This is a genomic window from Streptomyces sp. DF42 (assembly GCF_058267695.1).
Window position 1 is genome coordinate 1514859 of record NZ_CM177859.1, and the last position, 22296, is coordinate 1537154.

At 71.1% G+C, this 22296-nt stretch carries 26 protein-coding genes; 11 read left to right on the forward strand and 15 right to left on the reverse strand.

Annotated elements, in window-relative coordinates:
- Positions 1-162: 162 nt before the first annotated feature.
- On the forward strand, positions 163-648 hold the full coding sequence (locus ACYUED_RS06820; protein ID WP_491291397.1) for a nuclear transport factor 2 family protein: 486 nt from the start codon (positions 163-165) through the stop codon (positions 646-648).
- Positions 649-718: 70 nt separating this feature from the next.
- Complete coding sequence (gene lnt / locus ACYUED_RS06825; RefSeq protein ID WP_491291398.1) at positions 719-2293, forward strand: apolipoprotein N-acyltransferase; 1575 nt, start codon at positions 719-721, stop codon at positions 2291-2293.
- Here lnt and ACYUED_RS06830 read toward each other — a convergent pair.
- Positions 2217-3122, reverse strand: coding sequence for a Gfo/Idh/MocA family protein (locus ACYUED_RS06830; protein ID WP_491291399.1), 906 nt, complete (start codon positions 3120-3122; stop codon positions 2217-2219). The two genes, lnt and ACYUED_RS06830, sit on opposite strands and share 77 nt — an antisense overlap.
- Positions 3123-3431: 309 nt before the next feature.
- Here ACYUED_RS06830 and ACYUED_RS06835 point away from each other — a divergent pair, with 309 nt between their 5' ends.
- Positions 3432-3947 carry a DinB family protein gene (locus ACYUED_RS06835; RefSeq protein ID WP_491291400.1) on the forward strand — a complete coding sequence of 172 codons (516 nt, stop codon included), beginning with the start codon at positions 3432-3434 and terminating at the stop codon, positions 3945-3947.
- A gap of 111 nt (positions 3948-4058) precedes the next feature.
- On the forward strand, positions 4059-4532 hold the full coding sequence (locus tag ACYUED_RS06840; protein ID WP_491291401.1) for a hypothetical protein: 474 nt from the start codon (positions 4059-4061) through the stop codon (positions 4530-4532).
- Between the two features lie 30 nt (positions 4533-4562).
- Here the strand turns inward: ACYUED_RS06840 and ACYUED_RS06845 are convergent, their stop codons facing one another.
- The 7 genes from ACYUED_RS06845 to ACYUED_RS06875 form a co-directional block, all read right to left on the reverse strand.
- Positions 4563-5084 carry a hypothetical protein gene (locus ACYUED_RS06845; RefSeq protein WP_491291402.1) on the reverse strand — a complete coding sequence of 174 codons (522 nt, stop codon included), beginning with the start codon at positions 5082-5084 and terminating at the stop codon, positions 4563-4565.
- A 197-nt stretch (positions 5085-5281) separates the two neighbouring features.
- The gene (gene ung / locus ACYUED_RS06850) at positions 5282-5965 is read right to left on the reverse strand and encodes a uracil-DNA glycosylase (RefSeq protein WP_491291403.1); all 684 of its coding nucleotides are present in this window, start codon (positions 5963-5965) and stop codon (positions 5282-5284) included.
- Between the two features lie 118 nt (positions 5966-6083).
- Positions 6084-7667 (reverse strand): ABC transporter substrate-binding protein, encoded by a 1584-nt coding sequence (locus tag ACYUED_RS06855; protein WP_491291404.1) that lies wholly within the window; start codon positions 7665-7667, stop codon positions 6084-6086.
- A 211-nt stretch (positions 7668-7878) separates the two neighbouring features.
- The gene (locus ACYUED_RS06860) at positions 7879-8640 is read right to left on the reverse strand and encodes an SDR family oxidoreductase (RefSeq protein ID WP_491291405.1); all 762 of its coding nucleotides are present in this window, start codon (positions 8638-8640) and stop codon (positions 7879-7881) included.
- Positions 8641-8654: 14 nt separating this feature from the next.
- Positions 8655-9416 carry a 3-oxoacyl-ACP reductase FabG gene (gene fabG, locus ACYUED_RS06865; RefSeq protein ID WP_266531370.1) on the reverse strand — a complete coding sequence of 254 codons (762 nt, stop codon included), beginning with the start codon at positions 9414-9416 and terminating at the stop codon, positions 8655-8657.
- Positions 9417-9590: 174 nt separating this feature from the next.
- Positions 9591-10019, reverse strand: a complete 429-nt coding sequence (locus ACYUED_RS06870) for a DUF3037 domain-containing protein (RefSeq protein ID WP_266683371.1) — start codon at positions 10017-10019, stop codon at positions 9591-9593.
- 17 nt (positions 10020-10036) lie between these two features.
- Positions 10037-10801, reverse strand: a complete 765-nt coding sequence (locus ACYUED_RS06875) for a HipA family kinase (RefSeq protein ID WP_491291406.1) — start codon at positions 10799-10801, stop codon at positions 10037-10039.
- 191 nt (positions 10802-10992) lie between these two features.
- Here ACYUED_RS06875 and ACYUED_RS06880 point away from each other — a divergent pair, with 191 nt between their 5' ends.
- Positions 10993-11475 carry a Rieske (2Fe-2S) protein gene (locus ACYUED_RS06880; protein ID WP_491291407.1) on the forward strand — a complete coding sequence of 161 codons (483 nt, stop codon included), beginning with the start codon at positions 10993-10995 and terminating at the stop codon, positions 11473-11475.
- Here ACYUED_RS06880 and ACYUED_RS06885 read toward each other — a convergent pair.
- Positions 11462-12112 carry a cysteine hydrolase family protein gene (locus ACYUED_RS06885; protein ID WP_491291408.1) on the reverse strand — a complete coding sequence of 217 codons (651 nt, stop codon included), beginning with the start codon at positions 12110-12112 and terminating at the stop codon, positions 11462-11464. The genes ACYUED_RS06880 and ACYUED_RS06885 overlap by 14 nt on opposite strands.
- A gap of 143 nt (positions 12113-12255) precedes the next feature.
- On the opposite strand from ACYUED_RS06885, the gene ACYUED_RS06890 reads away from it, so the two are divergent.
- Positions 12256-12723 (forward strand): pyridoxamine 5'-phosphate oxidase family protein, encoded by a 468-nt coding sequence (locus ACYUED_RS06890; RefSeq protein ID WP_491291409.1) that lies wholly within the window; start codon positions 12256-12258, stop codon positions 12721-12723.
- A 10-nt stretch (positions 12724-12733) separates the two neighbouring features.
- Here the strand turns inward: ACYUED_RS06890 and ACYUED_RS06895 are convergent, their stop codons facing one another.
- Entirely contained in the window at positions 12734-13636 is a 903-nt protein-coding gene (locus ACYUED_RS06895) for a LysR family transcriptional regulator (RefSeq protein WP_491291410.1), read from the reverse strand.
- A gap of 74 nt (positions 13637-13710) precedes the next feature.
- Here ACYUED_RS06895 and ACYUED_RS06900 point away from each other — a divergent pair, with 74 nt between their 5' ends.
- Positions 13711-14637 (forward strand): DMT family transporter, encoded by a 927-nt coding sequence (locus ACYUED_RS06900; RefSeq protein ID WP_491291411.1) that lies wholly within the window; start codon positions 13711-13713, stop codon positions 14635-14637.
- Positions 14638-14794: 157 nt separating this feature from the next.
- Here the strand turns inward: ACYUED_RS06900 and ACYUED_RS06905 are convergent, their stop codons facing one another.
- Positions 14795-16126, reverse strand: a complete 1332-nt coding sequence (locus tag ACYUED_RS06905) for an aminotransferase class I/II-fold pyridoxal phosphate-dependent enzyme (protein ID WP_491291412.1) — start codon at positions 16124-16126, stop codon at positions 14795-14797.
- Between the two features lie 74 nt (positions 16127-16200).
- Here ACYUED_RS06905 and ACYUED_RS06910 point away from each other — a divergent pair, with 74 nt between their 5' ends.
- Positions 16201-16887: a pyridoxamine 5'-phosphate oxidase family protein gene (locus ACYUED_RS06910; protein ID WP_491291413.1), complete on the forward strand. Its 687-nt coding sequence runs from the start codon at positions 16201-16203 to the stop codon at positions 16885-16887.
- Complete coding sequence (locus tag ACYUED_RS06915) at positions 16887-17519, forward strand: FMN-binding negative transcriptional regulator (protein ID WP_491291414.1); 633 nt, start codon at positions 16887-16889, stop codon at positions 17517-17519. Before ACYUED_RS06910 ends, ACYUED_RS06915 begins: the two co-directional genes overlap by 1 nt.
- A gap of 57 nt (positions 17520-17576) precedes the next feature.
- Here ACYUED_RS06915 and ACYUED_RS06920 read toward each other — a convergent pair whose 3' ends face one another.
- From ACYUED_RS06920 to ACYUED_RS06930, 3 genes are all read right to left on the reverse strand, one after another.
- A complete protein-coding gene (locus tag ACYUED_RS06920) occupies positions 17577-18521 on the reverse strand; it encodes a DMT family transporter (RefSeq protein WP_491291415.1) in 945 nt (314 codons plus the stop codon).
- Between the two features lie 173 nt (positions 18522-18694).
- A complete protein-coding gene (locus ACYUED_RS06925) occupies positions 18695-19738 on the reverse strand; it encodes an EamA family transporter (RefSeq protein ID WP_491291416.1) in 1044 nt (347 codons plus the stop codon).
- 176 nt (positions 19739-19914) lie between these two features.
- Positions 19915-20460, reverse strand: coding sequence for a peptidase (locus tag ACYUED_RS06930; RefSeq protein WP_491291417.1), 546 nt, complete (start codon positions 20458-20460; stop codon positions 19915-19917).
- A gap of 200 nt (positions 20461-20660) precedes the next feature.
- On the opposite strand from ACYUED_RS06930, the gene ACYUED_RS06935 reads away from it, so the two are divergent.
- Complete coding sequence (locus ACYUED_RS06935; protein WP_266531343.1) at positions 20661-20849, forward strand: hypothetical protein; 189 nt, start codon at positions 20661-20663, stop codon at positions 20847-20849.
- A gap of 147 nt (positions 20850-20996) precedes the next feature.
- Positions 20997-21425, forward strand: a complete 429-nt coding sequence (locus ACYUED_RS06940; RefSeq protein WP_491291418.1) for a type II toxin-antitoxin system Rv0910 family toxin — start codon at positions 20997-20999, stop codon at positions 21423-21425.
- 107 nt (positions 21426-21532) lie between these two features.
- Here ACYUED_RS06940 and ACYUED_RS06945 read toward each other — a convergent pair whose 3' ends face one another.
- Positions 21533-22171, reverse strand: a complete 639-nt coding sequence (locus ACYUED_RS06945) for a PadR family transcriptional regulator (protein WP_491291419.1) — start codon at positions 22169-22171, stop codon at positions 21533-21535.
- Positions 22172-22296 lie beyond the last annotated feature (125 nt).

Genomic DNA, 22296 nt, shown 5'->3' on the forward strand with positions numbered 1-22296 from the left:
GCCTCAGCCGTTCGTGACTCAGCCCCGGCGTCCGTGCGCGGGGGCTTCGAACGGCGGGCGCGGGCAAGGAAGTTGGGTTGAGGCGAGGTCGGGCTGACGCGAAGTCGGGTTGATGCCGCGCACCCCCTTGGCCCGGCACTCGCCATGCCCAACACTGATCCGATGACGCAGCGTGTGGAGCTCGCGACCGTGATGGACCGGCTGGCTGTCGACGAGGTGGTCACCGACTACGCGGCGGCCGTGGACGACGGCGACTGGGAGGCGTACCGAGGGCTGTTCACGCCCGGAGGGAGGGTGGACTACCGCTCGGCCGGTGGCATCGAGGGAAGCTCCGGCAAGGTCGCCGCCTGGCTCGCCGAGAGCATGCTGCTGTTCCCGATGCGACAGCATCTGATCGTCAACCGCCGGGTGCGGTTCGGGATCCTGGATCAGGACGCAGGCGACACCGCGCGCGTGCGGGCGGATTACATCAATCCGATGCGGTTCGCGGCGGACGGAGGGGAGTCGGCCGCTCCCGACTTCGTGTGCGGCGGCCGCTACGCCTTCGCGCTGCTGCGGACCCACGACGGCTGGCGGCTGAGCGAGGTCGTCGTACAGGAGAAATGGCGCCGCCTCCCCCAGCCGCACGCCGCCTCCGCGGCCGACTGACCGGGGGCCCTCTGTCCACGGTCATCGAAAGCACGCACACTGGAGCCACCACTGGGTAGGGAGGTGCCGTATGAAGACCTTCGGTCCGTGGCTCGCCTCCCCGTGGCGGCGCTCGGTGATCGCCGTACTGGCGGGCGCCCTGCCCGTGTTCGCGTTCCCCGCCCCGGCGCTGTGGTGGTTCGCCTATGTCGCCCTGATCCCCTGGATCGTGCTGGTCCGCGCCGCGCCCACCGGGAAACGGGCGGCCTACGACGGCTGGTGCGGCGGGTTCGGCTACCTGGTGGCCGTGCACCACTGGCTGCTGCCGAGCCTCCATGTGTTCATCTTCCTCATCGCCGCGCTGCTGGGCGCACTGTGGGCCCCGTGGGGCTGGCTCGTGCGGCGCCTCCTGAGCGGGGTACCCGGGCCCGGGCGGGTCGTCGCCGCCCTCGTCGTGCTGCCGTCGGCATGGCTGGCGGTCGAGCTCGTCCGCTCCTGGCAGGGGCTGGGCGGCCCCTGGGGCGTCCTCGGCTCCAGTCAGTGGCAGGTGCAGCCCGCACTGCGGCTCGCGTCGGTCGGCGGGGTGTGGCTGCTCAGCTTCCTGGTCGTGGCCGTCAACGTGTCCTTCGCCGTGCTGGTGTCCGTCCGCGAGTCGCGGGTTCCGGCAGTGGCGGGCCTCGTCGCGACCGCCGCCGCGACCTCGGCGGCCTGGGTGTGGTCCCCACGCCCCGATGTCGACGGCCGGGTGCGGATCGCCGTCGTACAGCCCGGCGTCGTCGACGGCACGGACAGCGCCGACCAGCGCTTCGACCGCGAGGAGCAGCTCACCCGGCAACTCGCCGGACAGAACGTCGACCTGGTCGTCTGGGGCGAGAGCAGCGTCGGCTTCGACCTCGGCGACCGACCCGACCTCGCGAAGCGGATCGCGGCGCTGTCACGCGGGACGGGGGCAGACATCCTGGTCAACGTGGACGCCCGGCGTTCCGACAGGCCCGGCATATACAAGAGTTCGGTGCTCGTCGGCCCGGACGGCCTGACCGGCGACCGCTACGACAAGATGCGGCTCGTGCCGTTCGGCGAGTACGTGCCCTTCCGCTCGGCGCTCGGCTGGGCGACCTCCGTCGGCAAGGCGGCCGATGAGGACCGCCAGCGCGGCACGGAGCAGGTCGTGATGCACGTCGGGCACGGGCTGCGCGTCGGCCCGATGGTCTGCTTCGAGTCGGCGTTCCCCGACATGAGCCGCCATCTCGCAAACGACGGCGCCGACGTGCTCATAGCCCAGTCGTCGACCTCCAGTTTCCAGCACAGCTGGGCCCCGGAGCAGCACGCCTCGCTCGCCGCGCTGCGCGCCGCCGAGACCGGCCGCCCCATGGTGCACGCAACACTGACGGGGGTCTCGGCCGTGTACGGGGCGAGCGGACAGCGCCTGGGCTCGTGGCTCGGCACGGGCTCCAGCAGCGCGGAGGTGTTCGACATTCCGCTGGCGCACGGCACCACCGCGTACGTCCGCTACGGCGACTGGCCGGTGCACGGCGCCCTCCTGATCCTCGCCGTGTCGTGTGCGAGCGAAGGCGTACGAGCCTTCCGGCTCAGGCGGCCCGGTCCTGAACCGCACGTACCACCCGCTCGCACAGTTCGTGAGTCGCCAGTGCGTCCCGGGCGCTGAGCACCTTGCCCGCGCGTACGGCGTCGAGGAAGGCGAGCACCGCCTGCTCGATGCCGCGTTGCCGTGCCACGGGCACCCAGTCACCGCGCCGCCGCACGGTCGGCTGGCCCTTGTGGTCGATCACCTCGGCGAGGTTGACCACCTGACGCTTGGTGTCCTGTCCGGACACCTCCAGGATCTCCTCCGCCGAACCGCTGAGCCGGTTCATCACGCCCAGCGCGGTGAACCCGTCGCCGGCCAGCGTCAGCACGACGTGGTGCAGGAGTCCGTCCACGACGCGGGCGTGCACGGTCACGTCGTCGACAGGGCCGGGCGCCAGGAAGCGCAGTGTGTCCACGACGTGGATGAAGTCGTCGAGGATCATCGAGCGCGGTTCCTCCGGCAGCCCGATGCGGTTCTTCTGCAGGAGGATCAGCTCGCGCGGGTGCTCGGCGCACTGCGCGTACCCGGGGGCGTGGCGCCGGTTGAAGCCGACGGCAAGGGAGACCTCGCGCTCCTCGGCGAGCGTCACCAGCCGCTCGGAGTCGGCGAGTTCGTAGGCGAGCGGCTTGTCGACGTAGGTCGGCACGCCCGCTTCCAGGAGGCGGGTCACGATCTCCGGGTGCACGGCGGTGGGGGCGTGCACGAAGGCGGCGTCCAGACCCTCGGCGAGCAGTGCGTCCAGGGTGGTGTGCCGGTGGTCGGCCGGGAGGTGGAGGCCGTCGCCGACGCGGTCGAGCGTCGCGGGCGTCCGGGTCTGAAGATGCAGCTCGACCCCGGCCAGAGCGCCGACCACCGGAAGGTAGGCCTTCTGCGCGATGTCGCCGAGTCCGATGCAGCCGACCTTCACGGGGCGATCTCCTAGCGCTTGCCTGCCGGGGTTCTGCCGGAAGCATACGGCTGCCGCTGCGGCCCCGGTCGGCTTTGGAGCCGAAGCAGCGGAGCGGCAGCGCGGGTGCGGCTTGGGCAGAAGGGCGATCGCCGTGTCGCGTACGGCCATGAGCGCCCGGTTGCCCGTCATGTTCAGGCGAGCGACCCTGACGGCGCCGGGACGCCGACCCTGGAGGAGGTGCGGTCGGGGCTGCGGGAACTGCTGGGCGGCGTGCTCGGAGGCTGAAAACTCGTGGTCGGATCAGAGCGGCTGGGAAAGGATGCGGTCATGACGACCGAACGGAACGAACCCGCGACCACCGCCGACGAACGCACCATGCTGGACGGCTGGCTCGACTACCACCGGCAGACCCTGGCCTGGAAGTGCGAAGGCCTGACCGACGAGCAGCTCCGGACCCCTTCGGTGGAGCCCTCCAACCTGTCGCTCATGGGGCTGGTGAGGCACATGACGGAAGTGGAGCGATCCTGGTACCGCAGGGTCCTCGCGGACGAGGACGCGCCACCGCTCTACTTCAGCTACGAGGACGACCCCGACGGCGAGTTCCACCTCACCGAGGCGGACACCTGGGAGCAGACGTACGCCGCCTGGCAGGCCGAGATCGCGATCGCCCGGAGCAACGCGGCCGGCCTCACCCTGGACGACGTGTCCAAAGGCAAGCACCGGCGCACCGGCGAGCGCTTCAACCTGCGCTGGATCCACACCCACATGATCGAGGAGTACGCGCGGCACAACGGCCACGCCGACCTGATCCGTGAGCGCATCGACGGTGCCACGGGCGACTGACGTCACCCGGCCCGGGTGCGCGGCCCCCGTACGGGGCGGGAGATCACCCGTGCGGGGCATCCTCCACCCGTCCGCTGTCCGCCGGGCCGCCAGAACCGACATTGTTGCCGGGTGCATCGAACGACGACCACCGCAACGCTCCTGGTCACTGTGGCTGTCTCGGCCCTCACCGGCTGTGTGACGGTCCAGCGCCCACCCGCGCCCGGCCCGCCGACGACGCCGTCCCTGCCGTCTGCTCCACACCCGGCCGATGCGGCGGAGCCACAGATCGTGCAGGCGCCGGCCCGTGAGGCACTGGAGATGATCGGCCCGTCCCGGCGGGCCGAGCCCAAGGCACCCGAACGGCACGTCCCGTCGGCCACGGCGCCGGCCCTGCGGCCGCCGGCACCTCGCCCGCCTCGGCACTCCCGTCCCCGGGCAGCACATCCGGAGTCCGGGCACCAGCGGCAGCCGCGCGTCGAGGCCCCGGACGCGGGCGGGTCGGTCACGAAGGGCACGGACGTGTGCGCCCTCGGCAGGCAGTACGGGGGCTGGCGGGCGGGCAGTCCGGAGGCAGTCATCTGCGAGCAGACGTACGGGAGTTGAGGCGGGGCGAGGCGGGGGCGAGGCGGGCGGCTAGAGCCGCTGTCGCGGCGGCCCCCACCATCCGTCCCCGTCCTGCCCGCTCTCCCCCAGCCGCAGTTCCAGGCGCTCGATGGCCGCCCGCACCCCGTCCCCGTAGCTGTCGTCGCCCAGCGCCCCTGCCGCGTCGCGGGCACGACGCAGATGGGTGCGGGCGGCTCCCCTGCGGCCGAGCTTCACGTAGTCGGCCGCCAGGTTCAGATGCAGGGACGGACACAGGGCACGCACCGCGAGCACGCTCCCGTGTCCGGCGAGCCGGTCGTCCGTGAGTTCCTCGGCGGCCGTCAACGCCCTGAGGTCCCAGGCCAGTTCGTCGGCGGGGTCGTCCTGGGCATCGGCCATGTAGTGGGCCAGGGTGCAGCGGTGCAGCGGGTCGCCGTCCTCGCCGATCTCGGCCCACAGCTCCAGGTAACGGTGCCGGGCCTCCTCCCGGTCGCCCGCGTGGTGCAGCATGACGACCTGCCCGATCCGCGTCATCACGGCATCCGGTGCCGCCTGCTCCTGTCCCTTGGCCACGCTGCCCTCCGGGGCGTCGTCGGTTTGTCCGTTCCCGACGCTAATTGGCTGAGGCTTGAATCCTGGTCAGGCTGCGCCGTCGTACCGAGGGCCGGTCATCGGCTGCGCCGGTGGGGGCTGGTCGCGCCGACGCGGCGGAGCCGCATGTCGACACAGCCCCGCGCCCTGGGGAACTGCCGCGCCGGCAGCCACGGACATCAGCCCAGGTTCGGGATCGTCCAGTCGATCGGCTGGTGGCCCTGGGCCGCGACCGCCTCGTTGATCTGCGTGAACGGGCGGGAGCCGAAGAACTTCTTCGCGGACAGCGGCGAGGGGTGCGCGCCCTTGACCACCGCGTGGCGGTTCTCGTCGATCAGCGGGAGCTTCTTCTGCGCGTAGTTGCCCCACAGCACGAAGACCGCCGGGTCGGGCCGGCCGGCCACCGCGCGGATCACCGCGTCGGTGAACTTCTCCCAGCCGCGGCCCTTGTGCGAGTTGGCGTCGCCGCCGCGCACCGTGAGCACCGCGTTGAGCAGCAGGACGCCCTGCTGGGCCCACGGCATCAGATAGCCGTTGTCCGGGATCGGGGTGCCCAGTTCCTGGTTCATCTCCTTGTAGATGTTGCGCAGGGAGGGCGGGGTCTTCACTCCGGGACGCACCGAGAAGCACAGTCCGTGGCCCTGGCCCTCGCCGTGGTACGGGTCCTGGCCGAGGATCAGGACCTTCACCTGGTCGAAGGGCGTCGCGTCCAGGGCGGCGAAGACCTCCTCGCGCGGAGGATGCACGGGACCCTTGGCCCGCTCCTCCTCGACGAACTCCGTCAGCTCCTTGAAGTAGGGCTGCTGCAGCTCGTCGCCCAGGACCCCGCGCCAGGACTCGGGCAGCATGGCGGTGTCGGTCACGTCAACTTCCTTACGGTGTGCGGTGAACGGTGGCGCTGGATGAGGTGTGCTCACGTCCAGGCCTCAGAACCTACAGGCGGGCACTGACAATCGGCCCGGCCACCGCACAAACCCGGCGCTACCAGCTGGTCTTGCGGTACAGCTCCCACATCAGCATGATCGTCGACGGGTCCAGTGCCCGCTCCGTCCCGGAGATCTCGTCGCTCGCGGCCACGAACTGCTTGCCCTGCCACAGCGGCAGCAGCCGTGCGTCGTTCACGAGGATCTGCTGGGCCTGCTCGAAGTCCGAGACCACGTCGGCCCGGTCGCTCTCGCCGCGGGAGCGGGGCAGCAGCACCCCGGTGATCTCGGGCGCCGGATACGGCGTGCCCAGCGCGTTCTGGTTGCCGACGAACGGCGCGATGAAGTTGTCGGGGTCCGGGAAGTCGGGGGACCAGCCGCGCCCGAACACCGGGTACTCGCCCTTCTGGTAACCCGTCACATACGTCTTCCAGGGACGGCTCTTGAGGGTGACCGTGAAGAGCCCGGAGTCTTCCAGCTGACGCTTGATCTCCGCGAACTCCAGCTTGGTGGAGGAGCCGTAGCGGTCGCTGGTGTACCAGAGGGTGAGCGGGACGCGCTGGGTGATGCCGGCGTCGGTGAGGATCTTGCGGGCCTTGGTGGTGCTGGGGCTTCCGAAGTCGTCGAAGAAGTCGGTGGTGTGGCCGGTCAGGCCCTTCGGGACCATGGAGTACAGCGGCTCGACCGTGTCCCGGTAGACCTTGTGCGCGATCGCGCCGCGGTCGACGACCTGGGCGACGGCCCTGCGGACCGCGGCCTTGGCGGCCCAGGAGTCCTTGGGGTTGAACACCAGGTAGTTGATCTCGGTGCCGGCACCTTCGATGAGTTGGAGGTTCCCGCCGGCGTCGTGCTTCTGGAGGTCGACGATGTCGTCCGCATTGATACCGCGGAAGGCGACGTCGAGCTTCTTGTCCTTCAGCGCGGTGACCAAGGTGGCGGAGTCCTGGAAGTAGCGGATGGTCACCGCGTCGTTCTTGCGCTCGGCGTATCCCTTGTAGCTGTCGTTCTTGACGAGTTCGGCCTTCTTGCCGTCCTCGTACGCATGGAGTGTGTACGGCCCGGAGCCGTAGACCTTGTCGTCCTTGCGCAGGGAGCCGGCCGGGTACTCCTCGGGGTCGACGATCGACATGGCCGGCGTCGCGAGCACGAACGGGAAGGTCGCGTCGGGCTTGTTGAGATGGAAGACGACCTTCCTCTCTCCCAGCGCCTGCACCCGGTCGAGGCTGCCGAGCAGGCCGGCGGGCCCGCCGTTGACGTTGATCCGGCGGATCCGGTCGATGGAGTGCTTGACCGCCTTGGCGTCGAGCGCGTGCCCGTCGGAGAACTTCAGCCCCGAGCGCAGCTCACAGGTGTACACCGTGTTCGAATTGCCCGAGAAGCGGCAGTTGTCCGCCGCGTCCGGCTGCGGGGTGGTCGCTCCGGAGGGGTAACTGAGCAACGTCTGGTAAATGTTGCGGAACAGCTCCCAGGACTGGTCCCAGGACGCGGCGGGATCCAGCGTGCTGGGCGCACTGGTCGTGCCGACGACGATGGGCCCCTTGTCGTCGGAGGAGTCCGACGACAGGATGCCGCACCCGGCCACCAGCGACGATATGGACGCGATGGCCGCCAATTGCCGCAGGCCTCGGTTCCGGTTGAACACGCGCTCGCTCCTCGCTCTGCCGCACCAAGGGTCGGCAGACCATACCGCAGTGCCGCGAGGGTTCAACCCGCTTCGTACAGGGCCTTTGATCAGCTTGTTTATGACGACGTTGTCATGGGGCCGTGGCCTTCCCGTACGACGACGAGGGCGCCGTTTCCGTCAAGGAAACGGCGCCCTTGGGTGCCCGATCGTTACGTTCGCAACGGGTGCGTCAGGAGACGCCGGCGTTCAGGAAGATGCCGCCGTCGACGACGATCGTCTGGCCGGTGACCCAGGCGGACTGCTCGGAGGTGAGGAACGCGGCGGCGCCGCCGATGTCGGAGGGCACGCCGAGCCGGGCCAGCGGGTAGGCGGCGGCCGCCTCCTCCTCCCGGCCCTCGTAGAGAGCCTTGGCGAACTGGGTCTTCACCACGGCCGGGGCGATCGCGTTGACCCGCACCTTGGGCGCGAACTCGTGCGCGAGCTGCTGGGTCAGGTTGATCAGCGCGGCCTTGCTGACGCCGTACGCGGCGATGAAGGGCGAGGGCGCGAGACCCGCGACGGACGCGATGTTCACGATCGTCCCGCCGTTGTCCTTCTGCCAGGCGTGCCAGGTCTTCTGCGCGAAGCCGAGCGCGGAGATCACGTTGGTCTCGAAGACCTTGCGCGCGACGTCCAGGTCGAGGTCGGCGATCGGGCCGAACACCGGGTTCGTACCGGCGTTGTTGACCAGGTGGTCGACGCGGCCGAAGGCCTCCATCGTGCGCTCGACGACCTCGCTCTGGTGGCCCAGGTCGTGCGCCTTGCCGGCCACGCCGATGACGCGCTCGGCGCCGAGCTTCTCGACGGCCTCCTTGAGGGCGTCCTCGTTGCGGCCGGTGATGGTCACACGGTCGCCGCGGGCGATCAGCGCCTCGGCGACGCCGTAGCCGATGCCGCGGCTGGCGCCCGTGACGATGGCGACCTTGCCGGAGAGTTCGGGCAGTTCAGTCATGGGGTCGTGTTCTCCTAGTCGAGCGGTCCGCCGGCGACGTACAGGACCTGGCCGGAGACGAATCCGGCCGCCTCGCCCGCGAAGAAGGCGATCGCGTTGGCGATGTCGTCCGGCTCGCCGACCCGCGCCACGGGGATCTGGGTGGCGGCCGCGGCCTTGAAGTCCTCGAAGCCCATGCCGACGCGGTCGGCGGTGGCCTTGGTCATCTCGGTGGCGATGAACCCCGGGGCGACGGCGTTGGCGGTGATGCCGAACTTGCCGAGCTCCTTGGCGAGGGTCTTGGTGAAGCCCTGCAGACCGGCCTTGGCGGCCGAGTAGTTGACCTGGCCGCGGTTGCCGAGCGCCGAGGACGAGGACAGGTTGACGATACGGCCGAAGCCGGCGTCGACCATGTGCTTCTGAACGGCCTTGCACATCAGGAAGGCGCCGCGCAGGTGCACGTTCATGACCGTGTCCCAGTCGGAGACGTTCATCTTGAACAGCAGGTTGTCGCGCAGCACGCCCGCGTTGTTGACGAGGATGGTCGGCGCGCCCAGTTCCTCGGCGACGCGCGCGACGGCGGCCTCGACCTGTGCCTCGTCGGAGACGTCGGCACCGACCGCGAGGGCCTTGCCGCCGGCCGCTGTGATCTTCTCCACGGTGTCCTTGCAGGCGGCCTCGTCGAGGTCGATCACGGCGACCGCGTGGCCCTCCGCGGCCAGTCGTACGGCGGTGGCGGCACCGATGCCGCGCGCCCCTCCGGTGACCACGGCGACCCGCTGCTCAGTGGTGGACATGTCTGCTTCTCCTCGCCCTCGAGAAAGTAGGCCCGCTCGAAAGTACGGCGGCTGGAAAGTACGTCGACCCGACTCTACGCCCGCTGGGTGAGCGACCGCTTAGTACCTTCGGCAGACGTGACGCTAGAAGGCCTGGCACTCGGTGTCAACGGCACGCGGCGCCGGTGTGATCCATTACCTCACCAGCAGGTCGAGCAGGCGCTCCGTTTCGGCCGCCGGATCGGCCGTGAGCCCAGTGTGCACCGGACCGGGCTGGACGACCGTGGAGCGCGGCGCGATCAGCCAGCGGAAGCGCCGTCCGGCGTCGTCGCCCGCGGCCTGTCCCGCCGCGTCCCCGCCGCCGCACACGCCCTCCACGGCGTCGAGGGCGGCCCGGATGCCGGCCACGTCCGCACCCGGGTCGAGGGCCAGCAGCCGCGCCTCGTCCAGGTGGGTACGGGCGCCGACGTAGGCCTGGGCGCGGCAGTACAGGAGCACCCCGGCGTTGATGCACTCGCCGCGCTCGACGCGAGGCACGACCCGCAGCAGGGCGTACTCGAAGACATCCCGGTCGTTGGCCTCGCTGCCCCTGATGATGTGGCGCTCGACCACATGTCCGGCCATGTGGATGTGGCGCTCGCTCACTTGCTCTCCTCGATTCCCGTGACTCGCTCGTGGACGGCGGCGGCCCTGGCGAGCAGGGGGCGCGCATACGCCCGTCTGAGGTCGTCCGGTGAGTCGAAGCCGGGTTCGCCGGCCAGCCAGACGTCCGGGATCTCGGCGGTGACCTCGGCCAGCAGGTCCTCGGTGACGCGGGGTGCAAGGTCGGCGGCGGCGCCCGCGAGATCGGGGGCGAAGCGGGCGAGGGTGTGGTCGGAGGCGTCGTAGGGGCGGACCGCGGAGGCCCCCGCGCCGGGCCAGTTGTGGTGCCAGATCATCGTGGCGCCGTGGTCGATGAGCCACACCTCGCCGTGGTGCATCAGCAGGTTGGGGTTGCGCCAGGAGCGGTCGACGTTGTTCACCAGCGCGTCGAACCAGACGATCCGCCCGGCCTCCTCGGGGCTCACGCGGAAGGCGAGCGGGTCGAAGCCGAGGGCACCGGAGAGGAAGTCCATGCCGAGATTGGTGCCGCCGCTGGATCTCAGCAGCTCCTGCACCTGCTGGTCGGGCTCGCCGAGCCCCAGCACGGCGTCGAGGCGGATCGTCACGAGCCGCGGCACCCGGAGGCCGAGCCGGCGGGCGAGTTCACCGCAGACGACCTCGGCGACCAGTGTCTTGCGGCCCTGTCCGGCGCCGGTGAACTTCATGACGTACGTCCCGAAGTCGTCGGCCTCGACGAGTCCCGGCAGCGATCCGCCCTCCCGCAGGGGCGTGATGTAGCGGGTCGCGATCACTTCCTTGAGCATCGCCCCAGGCTACTGGGGCGGCGGCGGGCCCCGGGCGCGCGGTGCGCCGACATCGACAGCAAAGCGACAGCGCGGTTTTACCCACCTCCGAGCGCGATGGGGTCAAGCTCTCGACTGCGTCTGAACAACCGGTGCACGCAGCCCGTACCCCCTGACAGATCTGTGAATCTTGATTGGAAGGGAACGTCAGCATGAGCCGCGAATCACTTCCCCCCGTTGCGGGCCCTGCCCGCCGTACCGTCATCGCGGCAGTGGGCGCGGCGGGACTCGCCGTCGCGCTGACCGCATGCGGATCGGACGACGGCTCCTCCGACTCCTCGAACACGCAGTCCGGCGCGAACGCGAGCGGCGGCGACGCGGGCGGCAATGCCTCGTCCGGCTCCGGCGGCACCGCCCTCGCCAAGACCTCCGACATACCGGAGGGCGGCGGCAAGGTCTTCAGTGACCATCAGGTGGTGGTCTCGCAGCCGAAGGCGGGCGAGTTCAAGGCCTTCACGACGGTCTGCACCCACCGGCAGTGCCCGATGACGGACCTCCAGGACGACATCCTGGTCTGTGCCTGTCACGGCAGCCGCTTCTCCGTCACCGACGGCAGTGTGAAGCACGGCCCCGCCCTCGAACCGCTGGGGGCCAAGAAGATCACCGTGGCCGGGGACTCGATCACGCTCGCCTGACCCGGCGCTGCCGGGTGAGGCAGGCCAGCACCTCGTCCGTGGTCGCGACCGTGGCGACCAGTGCGAGGGTGTGGCGGATCATCGCGGAGGTGTAGTCGGACGGCACTCCCGCGACGGCGTCGGACGGCACGACGGCGGTGTAGCCGCGGTTCACGGCGTCGAAGACGGCGTTCGGGATGGCGACGTTGGCCGAGACACCGGTCACGACCAGCGTGCGGCAGCCCAGGTTGCGCAGCAGGGCGTCGACGTCGGTGCCCTGGATCGGGGACAGTCCGTGCAGTCGTCGTACGACGAAGTCCTCTTCGGTGACCTCGATGGGGGCGGCGACGCGCACCGCCGTGGTGCCGGACAGCTGCTGGACGGGCAGCCGTCCGGCGGCGTGGAAGAGGCGGGCGTTGCGGTTCGCGCCGCGGCCGTCCGGGCGGCGCTCGGCGATCGCGTGGACGACCTGGATGCCGCTCTCGTGCGCGGCCGCCACCAGCCGGGCGACGTTGAGGAGGGCTCCCGACGAGCGTGCCTCCCGGGCCAGTTCGGGCAACGCGCTGTTAGGGCCGACCACCCCCTGCTGGCACTCGACCGTCAGCAGCACGGTGGCCGCCGGGTCGAGGAGTTCGCTGAGCTGTTCGTACGACGGCACGGTTCCCCCTCGTGGGCGGCGGTCCGGAGCGCGCGAGCGTAACGGCCATTGCGTACGGACGGAAGACGTCCCATCCTTTTCTGACGTGATGTCAGAGGATCACTGGAGTTCCTCTGACACGACGTGGGAGAAGAGGGGGCCGCATGACCGTCACTCAGCGCCGGGGCCGGAAGATCATGATGACGCCGGGCGAGCTGGACGAGTTCCTCGCCACCCAGCGCACCTGCCGGGTCGCCACCGTCTCGGCGGGCGGTGCTCCGCACGTGAGCACCCTGTGGTTCGCCTGGGACGGCACATCGATGTGGCTGTACTCCGTCGTGCGCAGCAGGCGCTGGACCGACCTGCGACGCGATCCCCGGGTCGCGGTCGTGGTCGACACCGGCGAGGAGTACGACGAGCTGCGCGGCGTGGAGCTGTCCGGATCGGTGGAGTTCGTCGGCGAGTTCCCCCGCACCGGGGAGCTGTGTGCCGAACTCGACGTCCCGGAGACGCTGTTCGCCCGGAAGAACTTCAACCTGGAGGAGATGCCGCACGACGGCCGGCACGCCTGGGTGCGGCTGACCCCGGAGAAGATCGTGTCCTGGGACTTCAGCAAGCTGGGTCCGGCGTAGGCCCGCCCGGTCAGCCGACCTGCCGCGCCGCTTCCTGCAACGCCTCCGCCGCCGCCCGGATCGACGGGCGGCGGTCGGCGTCCGCGCGCCAGACGGCGTAGATCTGCCGGCGCACCGACTGACGCACGGGCACGGCCCGCACGCCCTCCGGGAGCGGACCGCGCCCCAGCCTCGGCGCCACACACACCCCGAGGCCCGCGCCGACCAGGGCGAGCTGAGTGGGGTGCTCCTCGGCCCGGTGGGCGACGCGCGGCTCGATGCCCTTGGAGCGCAGCGTGTGGATCAGCCACTCGTGGCAGAACTCGCTCTCGCCCCAGGTGATCCAGTCGTCCTCGGCGAAGTCCTCCAGGTCCACCTCGGCCCGGTCCGCGTACGGGTGCTCCGAGGACATCGCCACGTCGGCGGTGTCGTCGAGGATGACGGCCTTGGCGAGCCCGTCGGGCACCGGTAGCGGCCGGTTGTACCAGTCGAGGACGACGGCCAGGTCCAGATCACCGCGCATGACGGCGAGTACGGCGGGCTCGGGCTCCATCTCCCGCGAGGTGACGCGCAGACCCGGATGCAGCGAGCGCAGCCCGGACAGCGCGGCCGGGAACAGACCGCGCGCCGCGGTCGGGAACGCGGCCAGCCGCAACTCCCCCACCACTTCACCGCGGTGCGCCTCCAGGTCGGACTGGGCGAGCTCGACCTGCGACAGGATGCGCGCCGCGTGCTCGGCGAGCAGCTTCCCCGCGTCCGTGAGCCGCACCCCGCGTCCGTTCTTCGCAAGGAGTTGCTGACCGACCTCGCGCTCCAGCTTGGACATCTGCTGGGAGACCGCCGACGTCGTGACGTGCAGCCCCTCGGCGGCACCGCTGACGGAGCCGTGCCGGGCGAGGGCGTCGAGGGTGCGCAGGCGCTCCAGGTTCAACATGTAAGCAATGCTACGACATGGTCGATGAGAAAACTCGATTGTGCTACGACGTGGCGTGGAGCATCGTTATCGCCATGACCACCGCGACCGCGCCCCGGACTCCTGTCCGCGCCCCTGCCCGCCGCCCCGCTCTCGACTGGCGCCTGCGCTTCGGAGCCCTCTCCGCGATCTGGGGCTTCAGCTTCCTGCTGATCAAGGTCGGCACGGAGGGGTACGCACCGTTCCAGGTCACCCTGGGGCGGCTGCTGTTCGGTACGGCGGTGCTCGCGGCGGCGATGGCGGTGAAGCGGGAGCGGCTGCCGCGCGGGGCACGGACGTGGGGGCACCTGGCGGTCGCCGCCTTCCTGCTGAACGCGCTGCCCTTCTCGCTGTTCGCCTACTCCGAGCTGACCATTCCCTCCACGCTGGCGGGTATCTGCAACGCGACCTCGCCTCTGTGGGGCATGGCCCTGTCCCTGGTCGCCCTCTCCGAGGACCGGCCCACGCGGGTCCGTGTCGCGGGTCTCGGTCTCGGGTTCCTCGGCGTTCTGACGGTCCTCGGCGCGTGGCAGGGATTCAGCGGTCTGGACGCCAGGGGCACGGCGATGGCTCTGCTGGCGTCGCTGAGCTATCCGATCGGCTGGATCTACGTCCGCCGGACCCTGGCCGGAAGTACCCACTCCCATCTGTCCATGGCCGGTGCGCAGTTGTTGCTGGCGACGGCGCAACTGGCTTTCGTCACGCCGTTGTTCACGTCGTTCCCGGTGCGTTTCGCTCCGGTGCCGCTGCTTGCGACAGCGGCGCTGGGGGCGCTCGGGACGGGCTTGGCCGTCCTCATCCAGTACGGGTTGGTCGCCGAAGTCGGGCCGACGACGGCGCAGATGGTCACCTACTTCATTCCCGTCATCGCCACGGCGGCGGGGGTGGCGATCCTCGGGGAGTCGCTGCGGTGGTCGACTCCGGTCGGGGCGATGGTGGTGCTGGCCGGGGCGGCACTCACCCAGGCTCGGCGGGGCGCCTGACAGGGCGGGCGACGGGGCCTTAGCACGGGCCGGCACCAGGGCCGTACGCACCTGCCGAATGTGAGGCGGCCCGTCGCACCCCCACGCCGCGAAGCCGCACTTCGATTCAGCCCCGCACCCCTTGGGCGGCTGCTCCATCCGCTGCCGCTGCTGCCGCCTACACGTAAGTCCGGGTCGCCGGTGGGACCAAGGCCTCGGCGATCGCGTCCGCCAAGGGGCCGGCCTCCTCCGGCGCGAGGGTCGCGACCGTGATGCGGATGCCCGGCCGGGCACTCATTCTGAAGCGGGCGCCCGGGGCCACCGCCCAACCTCCGTGCAGCAGGCGGGCGACGGCGCCGGTTTCGTCGGGCACCGGGATCCAGACGTTCAGGCCGCTGCGGCCGTGGGCCTCGACGCCGTGCTGCGCGAGCGCGTCGATCAGCAGGTCCCGGCGGCTGCGGTAGGCCGCCGCCACCGTGTACGTGTCGAGTACGCCGTCGGCCCACAGCCGTACGACGGCCCGCTGGGTGATACGGCTGACCCAGCCGGGGCCGAGGCGGTGCCGGCCGGCCACCCGGTCGACGGTGACAGGGTCGCCGGTGAGGACCGCGAGGCGCAGGTCGGGGCCATAGGCCTTGGCGACCGAGCGCACGAACGCCCAGTGACGGGTGACGCCGGCGAGGGGGTGCAGGGGCAGGTCGACGATGCCGTGGCCGTGGTCGTCCTCGACGAGGAGGGTCTCCGGGTGCTCACGGAGTACGGCGCGCAGGGCACGCGCACGCGTGGCGGTCACCGCGGCGCCGGTCGGGTTCTGCGCGCGGTCCGTGACGATCAGGGCGCGTGCACCGGCCTCCAGGGCCCGCCGCACGTCGGAGGGGAGCGGCCCCTCGTCGTCCACCCCCACCGGCGCCGTGCGCAGCCCGACCGCCGGGACGAGGTCCAGCAGGCTGCCCCACCCCGGGTCCTCCACGGCGACGGTGTCCCCCGGCTTGAGATGCGCCGCGAGCACACGCTCGATGGCGTCCAGTGAGCCGGAAGCGACGGTCAGCGAACCCTCCGGCACCCCGTCGGCGTCCAGCGCCGCGCGCGCGATCCGCGCCAGCTCCGGCTCCACGAGGGCGTCTCCGTACAGCACGGGCTCCAGGTCACCCTGCTCACCCGCCGCCGCGAAGGCCTTCGCCAGCGACGGCAGCAGCGCCGGATCGGGGTTGCCGTTCGCCACGTCCCGTACCCCTTCCAGCACGTCCATCCGGATGTGGTCACGCCCCGTGGTGGCCGGCTTGGACCGCACCCGGCTACCCCTGCGCCCGGCCGTCTCGATGACCCCGCGCTCCCGCAGGATCCGGTACGCGGACGCGACCGTATTGGCGTTCACGGCCAGCTCGACCGCCAACTCCCGCATCGGCGGCAGCAGTTGTCCCGGTTCCAGCTCGCCGGACCCCACCGCACGCTCGACGCTCGCCGCAATCTCCGCCGCGCGTCGCCCTTCGATCCGATATCCTTCTAGCACAAAGAAGATTATGCACTAGTGCAATACGCACCGCAACGCGGACAGCAGCAACGCGCAGAGCAAGGGAGATCGCCATGCAGGGGCCCCAGCAACAGCCGACGTCGCAGCCCACCGCCTACACGCCGACCGAGCGCACCGTCCCCACCCGGTCCGCGGAGCGGGCGTCGTACGACAAGGACCTCGTTCACGCGATACTCGACGAGGGCTACGTCTGCCATCTGGGCTTCGTCCGCGACGGGGCGCCGGTGGTGCTGCCGACGCTGTACGGGCGGGTCGGCGACCGGCTGTACGTGCACGGCTCGACGGGCTCGCGGCCACTGCGGATGACCGGCCAGGCCGACCCCGGGCTCCCGGTGTGCCTGACGGTCACCCACGTCGACGCACTGATCCTCGCCCGGTCGGCCTTCCACCATTCGATCAACTACCGGTCCGTGGTGGTGCACGGCATCGCACACGACGTGACGGACCCCGAGGAGAAGCGGGCGGCCCTGGACTCGCTGGTGGACCATGTCGTGCCGGGCCGGGCGGCCGACTCCCGGCCCGCGAACAAGAAGGAGCTGGCCGCCACCGCCGTGATCCGGCTCGACCTGAACGAGATCTCCGCCAAGCTCCGCACCGGCGGTGTGAACGACGAGCCCGAGGACCTCGACCTGCCGCACTGGGCCGGCGTCGTCCCGCTGAGGAAGGGCTACGAACTCCCGGTGCCCGACGCCGACCTGGCACCCGGCACCGAGCTGCCCGACTATCTGGCGGTGCGGTGATGCTGATCCATCCCTGGGACGCCGCTCGCGACGACGCCGAGTGGCAACAGTGGCTCTCCGTCCACGACTTCGGGCAGCTCGCCGTCAACGGCCTCCCGGGCGAGCCACCGTACGTCCAACCCCTCCACTTCCTGTACGACGCCGAGCGCGGCGAAGTCCTCACCCACCTCGCCCGTCCCAACCCCCTGTGGCCCGCGCTGGAGGCGAACCCGGACGTCGTGCTGAGCGTGGTCGACGACTACGTGTACGTCCCCGGCCCCTGGCAGGCCCCGCCGGACGCCCCGCCCGAGCACGGCACGCCGACGAGTTTCTACGCGGCGGTCCAACTCCGTTGCCGGGCCCATGTGGTGGACGACCCGGCCAGGAAGGCGGAGCTGCTCAACCGTCAGGTCGGCCATTTCCAGCCGGACGGCGGATCGGCGACGGTCGCGGTGGGCGAGGCGCCGTTCGGCAGGCTCGTACCGGGCCTGCGTGGCCTGCGGCTCGAAGTGGTCGACGTACGGGCGAAGTTCAAGTACGCCAACCACCGGCCGCGGGACGTGCAGGACCGGGTCGTGGCCGGACTCGAGGCGCGCGACGGCGCCGGGGACGCGGTGGCCCGGGAACACCTCCTGCGGCGGCGAGCCCGGTAGCCGACGGCCCGGTGGGACCGGAGAGCGGGGTCCGGCGAAGGACCCCGCACACCGGCCTCAGACGAGCACCGGGTCCTTCGTCGCCGCGCCCCGCGCCTCCGCCAGGGCCGGCCCGGCGACCGAGGCGAGCATCAGCACTGTGCCCGCCACGGTGGCGGCGGTGAGCCGTTCGCCGAGCAGGGCGACCGCCAGGATCGCCGCACCGACCGGCTCCAGCAGCATGATCACGGACACGGTGGCCGACCGGACGACGGCCGCGCCCGCGAAGTACAGGCCGTAGGCGAGGGCTGTGGGGACGGTGGCGATGTAGGCGAGCAGCAACAGGGCCCGGGCCGGGTGGGCCGCATGCGGGAAGAGCCCCTCGGCCAGGGCGAAGGGCAACAGGCACAGGCTGGTCACCGCGAACGCCCCCACCGAGGTGTCGGACGCGTCCACTGCGCCGTACCGGCGCCACCAGCGCGTGAGCAGGGTCATCACGCTGTACCCGGCCGCGGACAGCAGGGCGAGCAGCACACCCGCCGGGCGTACGGTCGCGCCCCCGCCGCCGAGCACGAGCACCCCGAGCCCGGCCGGCGCCCCGACGACGGCCGCCACGCCGCCACGGCCGAGCCGCTCGCCCATGGTGAGACGGGCACCGACCGCGATGAGCACGGGGCCGGCGCCCAGCGTGACGACGGTGGCGACGGCGAGCCCGGTGGCGGACACGGCCGCGAAGTAGGCCATCTGGAACACGGCGAGCCCGACACCGGTGACACCGACCCGCAGCGCCCTGCGGCCGAGCGGCTCGCGTACGACGGTGCGGACGCGCGGGCGCAGGAGGCGGACGGCGAGCAGCAGAACGAGGCCGCCCGCGCAGCGCCAGAAGGAGAGGGCGGCACAGCCCATGTCACCGGCCCGGTAGACCAGGGAGGCGGCCGCGCCCGCGGTGCCCCAGGCGACACCGGCGACGATCAGGAAGAGCAGGCCTCGCCCGACGGGCAGGCCAGAAGCAGCATGCGACACGAAGGGTCTCCGCAGAGTGCAGAAGTTCGGAAGGGCCCGGCGTCAGCGGGGCCGTGGACTTCTTCTGCGGGCAGCACCGTCCACCCGACCAGGTCGGGCGTGGATTCCGGAGGGCCCGCCTCAGGCGGCCGGAGGCGGAAGAACGAGTGCGTTGGCATGCATGATCGCGCAGCCTATGCGGCGGTTTCGCGGGAGGACAACTGCCTTTCCGGGCCACCGCTTGCCACCGGCTCCGAAGACGCCTTGGCGGGGGCCGACGACTGGGCGATGAACGCGCCCACCAGGACGACCGCGCCGCCGGCGATCTGCGGCGCCGAGAGGTGCTCGCCGAGCAGCACCCAGGCCAGGACGGTGGCGACGACCGCTTCGAGGCAGGCCACGACGCCCGCGACCTGCGGCGAGAGCCTGCGCACCGACAGCACACCGGTGACGTACGCGAGGACTGTGGCGACCAGGACGATCCAGGCCAGCAGGACGAGGGCGGCGACCGGGGTGCCGTCCATCCGCGCGGTGCCCGTCAGCACGGACCAGTCCATGGTCCAGGGGCGGGCCACGGCGGTCAGGACGAGGGCGCCGATCAGCAGGCCGTACGCGATGACGCCGAGCGGGTCGGGCGCGTCGTCGCCGGCGCCGCTGCCCTGGTCGGACAGGACGAAGTAGCCGACCTGGCAGCCCGCGGCGCCGAGCGCGAGCAGCAGTCCGACGGCGTCGAAGCTCAGTCCCGACCAGACCTGGACGACGCAGGCGAGGCCGCCCACCGCGAGGAGCACGCCGAGCGCGGCGGCACGCGTCACCGGACGCCGCTGCACGAACCGGACCCAGCCGAGGACGAGGGCGGGCGCGAGGTACTCGACGAGCAGCGCGACCCCGACGGGTATCCGGGAGATCGCCGCGAAGTAGCAGGCCTGCACACCGGCCACGGCGAGCAGGCCGAACCCGGCGAGCAGGGCCGGGCGGCGACGCAGCAGGGCGCGATGGCGCACCGCGACCGGCAGCATCACCAGGGCCGCACCGGCCACGCGCAGCCACACCACGTGGAGCGGGTCGAGGCCCGCCTCGATCAGCGGCTTCGCGGCGACACCGGATCCGCCGAAGGCGAGCGCGGACACGAGGGCGAGGCCGAGCCCGACGCCCTTGCCACTGCCACTGCCACTGCCACTGCCACTGCCACTGCCGTTCCGGCCGCCCCGCCGACTCTCAGACGTATGCACCGGCACATGATGACAGTCCACGACAGGAGCGTCACCCCCAATGACACCTGTCTCACTGACTGGACGAGCCCCGCAGCCCGGCAGCATCCCTGCCCCAGCGGTCCGCGACGGCCCAGCAGCCGGCCCGCGGTTCGAGCGCTCGGCCATGGCCGGATGGCCCGATGACCCGACGGCCGCACAGCTCAGCAGCTCGGCCGCCCCCACTGCGGGTGTCGTTCCTCGATGCGGGCCAGCACGGCGCTCGTCTCGATGCCGGCCCGGTCGAGGACCTCGACGGCCCGCGCCTGTGGATCGACGACGATCGCGGCGAGGAGGTCGATTCCGCCGGCCGGTTCGGGGCCACGGGCGGCGGCGCGGTCGCAGGCGTGGTCCATCGCACCTGCGGCCAGCGGCGAGAAGGTCTCGGACTCCGTCGCCACGGGTACGGCGCCCGAGTCCTCGACGGAACCCTGCCAGCGCAGGCCGTAGCCGATGCTGCGCTGCACCAGGTAGCCGAGCAGCCGGGCGATCTCGGGCCCGTCGTCGAAGACGCCCCGCACCTCGGGGTCGTTCTCCACGAGCGAGTGCAGCAGATGGGCCGTGTCGATCTGGCGGTCCCCGCCGCGCACAGCCCGGCGGCGGGCACCGGACACCACCGCTGCCAGCTCGGCGCTGAGCCTGGCATCGTTGTCCGCGCGGGGACCGACGGCCTGCTCGCCGAACGACTGCGGAGGGATACGGGGTTGCACAACCCCAACCCCATCAGTCCCCTCGCCTCCGGTCATCCCCGAGGGGGAGCATTTCGGCGTCCCACACAGAGTGGACTCGGCGAGCTGGAATCTCCTCCTCACGGATGAGATCAGGCCGTTTTACCCGCAGGGGCGTGCGCCGCCTTGCCGCGCGCCTCACGCGCAACCACGGCGCCCCCGTCGCACGTCCCCCCAGGCGCATGGAGAGCAGGTCCTGGCTGGTGTCCCTGCCGGCCGTCGACGGCAAGCAGTACGTGTACCGGGTGTACGCCCCGGAGGACGCACTGCCCGCCGACCTGTTCTGGGACGCCTGGCACTGCCACGACGAGAGCGCCTTCCCGCGCGCGTGGGATCTCTTCGACGCTGCGGTGATACGCCGGATCGGCTGAAGCGTCTCCACCGATTCCTTCCGGCAACGCGGCATTCCTTCCGGCCGAACCGCCCTCCACAATTCCTGACGGTTCATCAGTATTGAATGTTGCGGCCGCTGCGGCTACTTTCCGCGACACCGAAGCCCGACACGAAGGGGTGGTCGCATGGCCGAAGTCAGCGCGGAGGCCCGCATCGGGGCCCCCGCCGAGAAGGTGTGGGCACAGCTCACGGACTGCTCCGCGTACGGCGAGTGGAACGCGACCCACACCAGCTTCCCCAAGGGCGGCCCCGTCAGCCTCGAAGTGGGCGGGACCTTCCAGGAGAACATGAAGCTCATGGGCTTCCCGGCCGAGGTCGAGTGGACCATCGAGGAGCTGGAACCGGGGCGGGTGTTCGGTACCCGGGGCAAGGGTCCGATGGCCGTGAGCGTCGCCAACCGTTACACGCTGACGCCCGATGGCGACGCTACGACGGTCCGTATCGACAGCGAGTTCACGGGCGCCGCCGTCTCGCTCATGGCAGGAAAGCTCAAGGACTCGGCGACGGCCGCGCTGAACGAGTCGCTGCGGAAACTGGCCGGGCTGGTGGCCTGAGGCCGAGCGAACCCCGCAGACGCTGCGGACACCGCAGACATGGCAGCAGACACGAAGGCGCCCCGTGGATCACTCCACGGGGCGCCTTCCTCACGGCGGGGAGGCCGTCAGTCCTCGTCGGCGAGGATCAGATACAGCTTCTTGCGGGCTTCGTTGATGACGGTCAGCGCCTTGTCTCGCTGCTCCTTGCTGCCGGTCTTCCAGACCTGGCCGAAGGCCTCCATCAGACCGAAGCCGGCCTGCCGGATCTCACCGAGCGCCTCGAAGTCGATACCGCGGGAGGCTTCCTCCCAGGGCGCGTCCGGGCCCTCGTCGGCCGCCACACGGCCGGACTCGGTGAGTGAGAACAGCTTCTTGCCGCCCTCGCTCGCGCTGGCGATCAGGCCCTCGTCCTCCAGCAGTTGGAGGGTGGGGTACACCGAACCCGGGCTGGGCTTCCACGCCCCGCCGCTGCGCTCGGCGATCTCCTGGATCATCTCGTAACCGTGCATGGGCCGGTCCTTCAGCAGGGCCAGGATCGACGCCCGTACGTCGCCCCTCCGTGCCCTGCCGCGTGGTCCGCCACGCCCTCGAGGGCCCCAGGGGCCCGGACCGAAGCCGGGTCCGCCGAAACCGAAACCGGGGCCGTGACCGCCGCCCGGGCCACCCGGCCCGAAGGGGCCGAAGGCGCCACGCCGACCCTCGAAACCACCCCGGCCACGAGAGCCGGGTCCACCGTGTCCACGTTCGAATCCTTGGGGACGCATCGCAATCACTCCATTCCATCGTTGATCAGTCGCGATGCGTCAACGATATATCGGAATAGTTCGCATGGCAAGGCTCGACCGGAAGTCGTCATGTCCTGTCTCATCCCATCGAGTCGTTTTCTCGA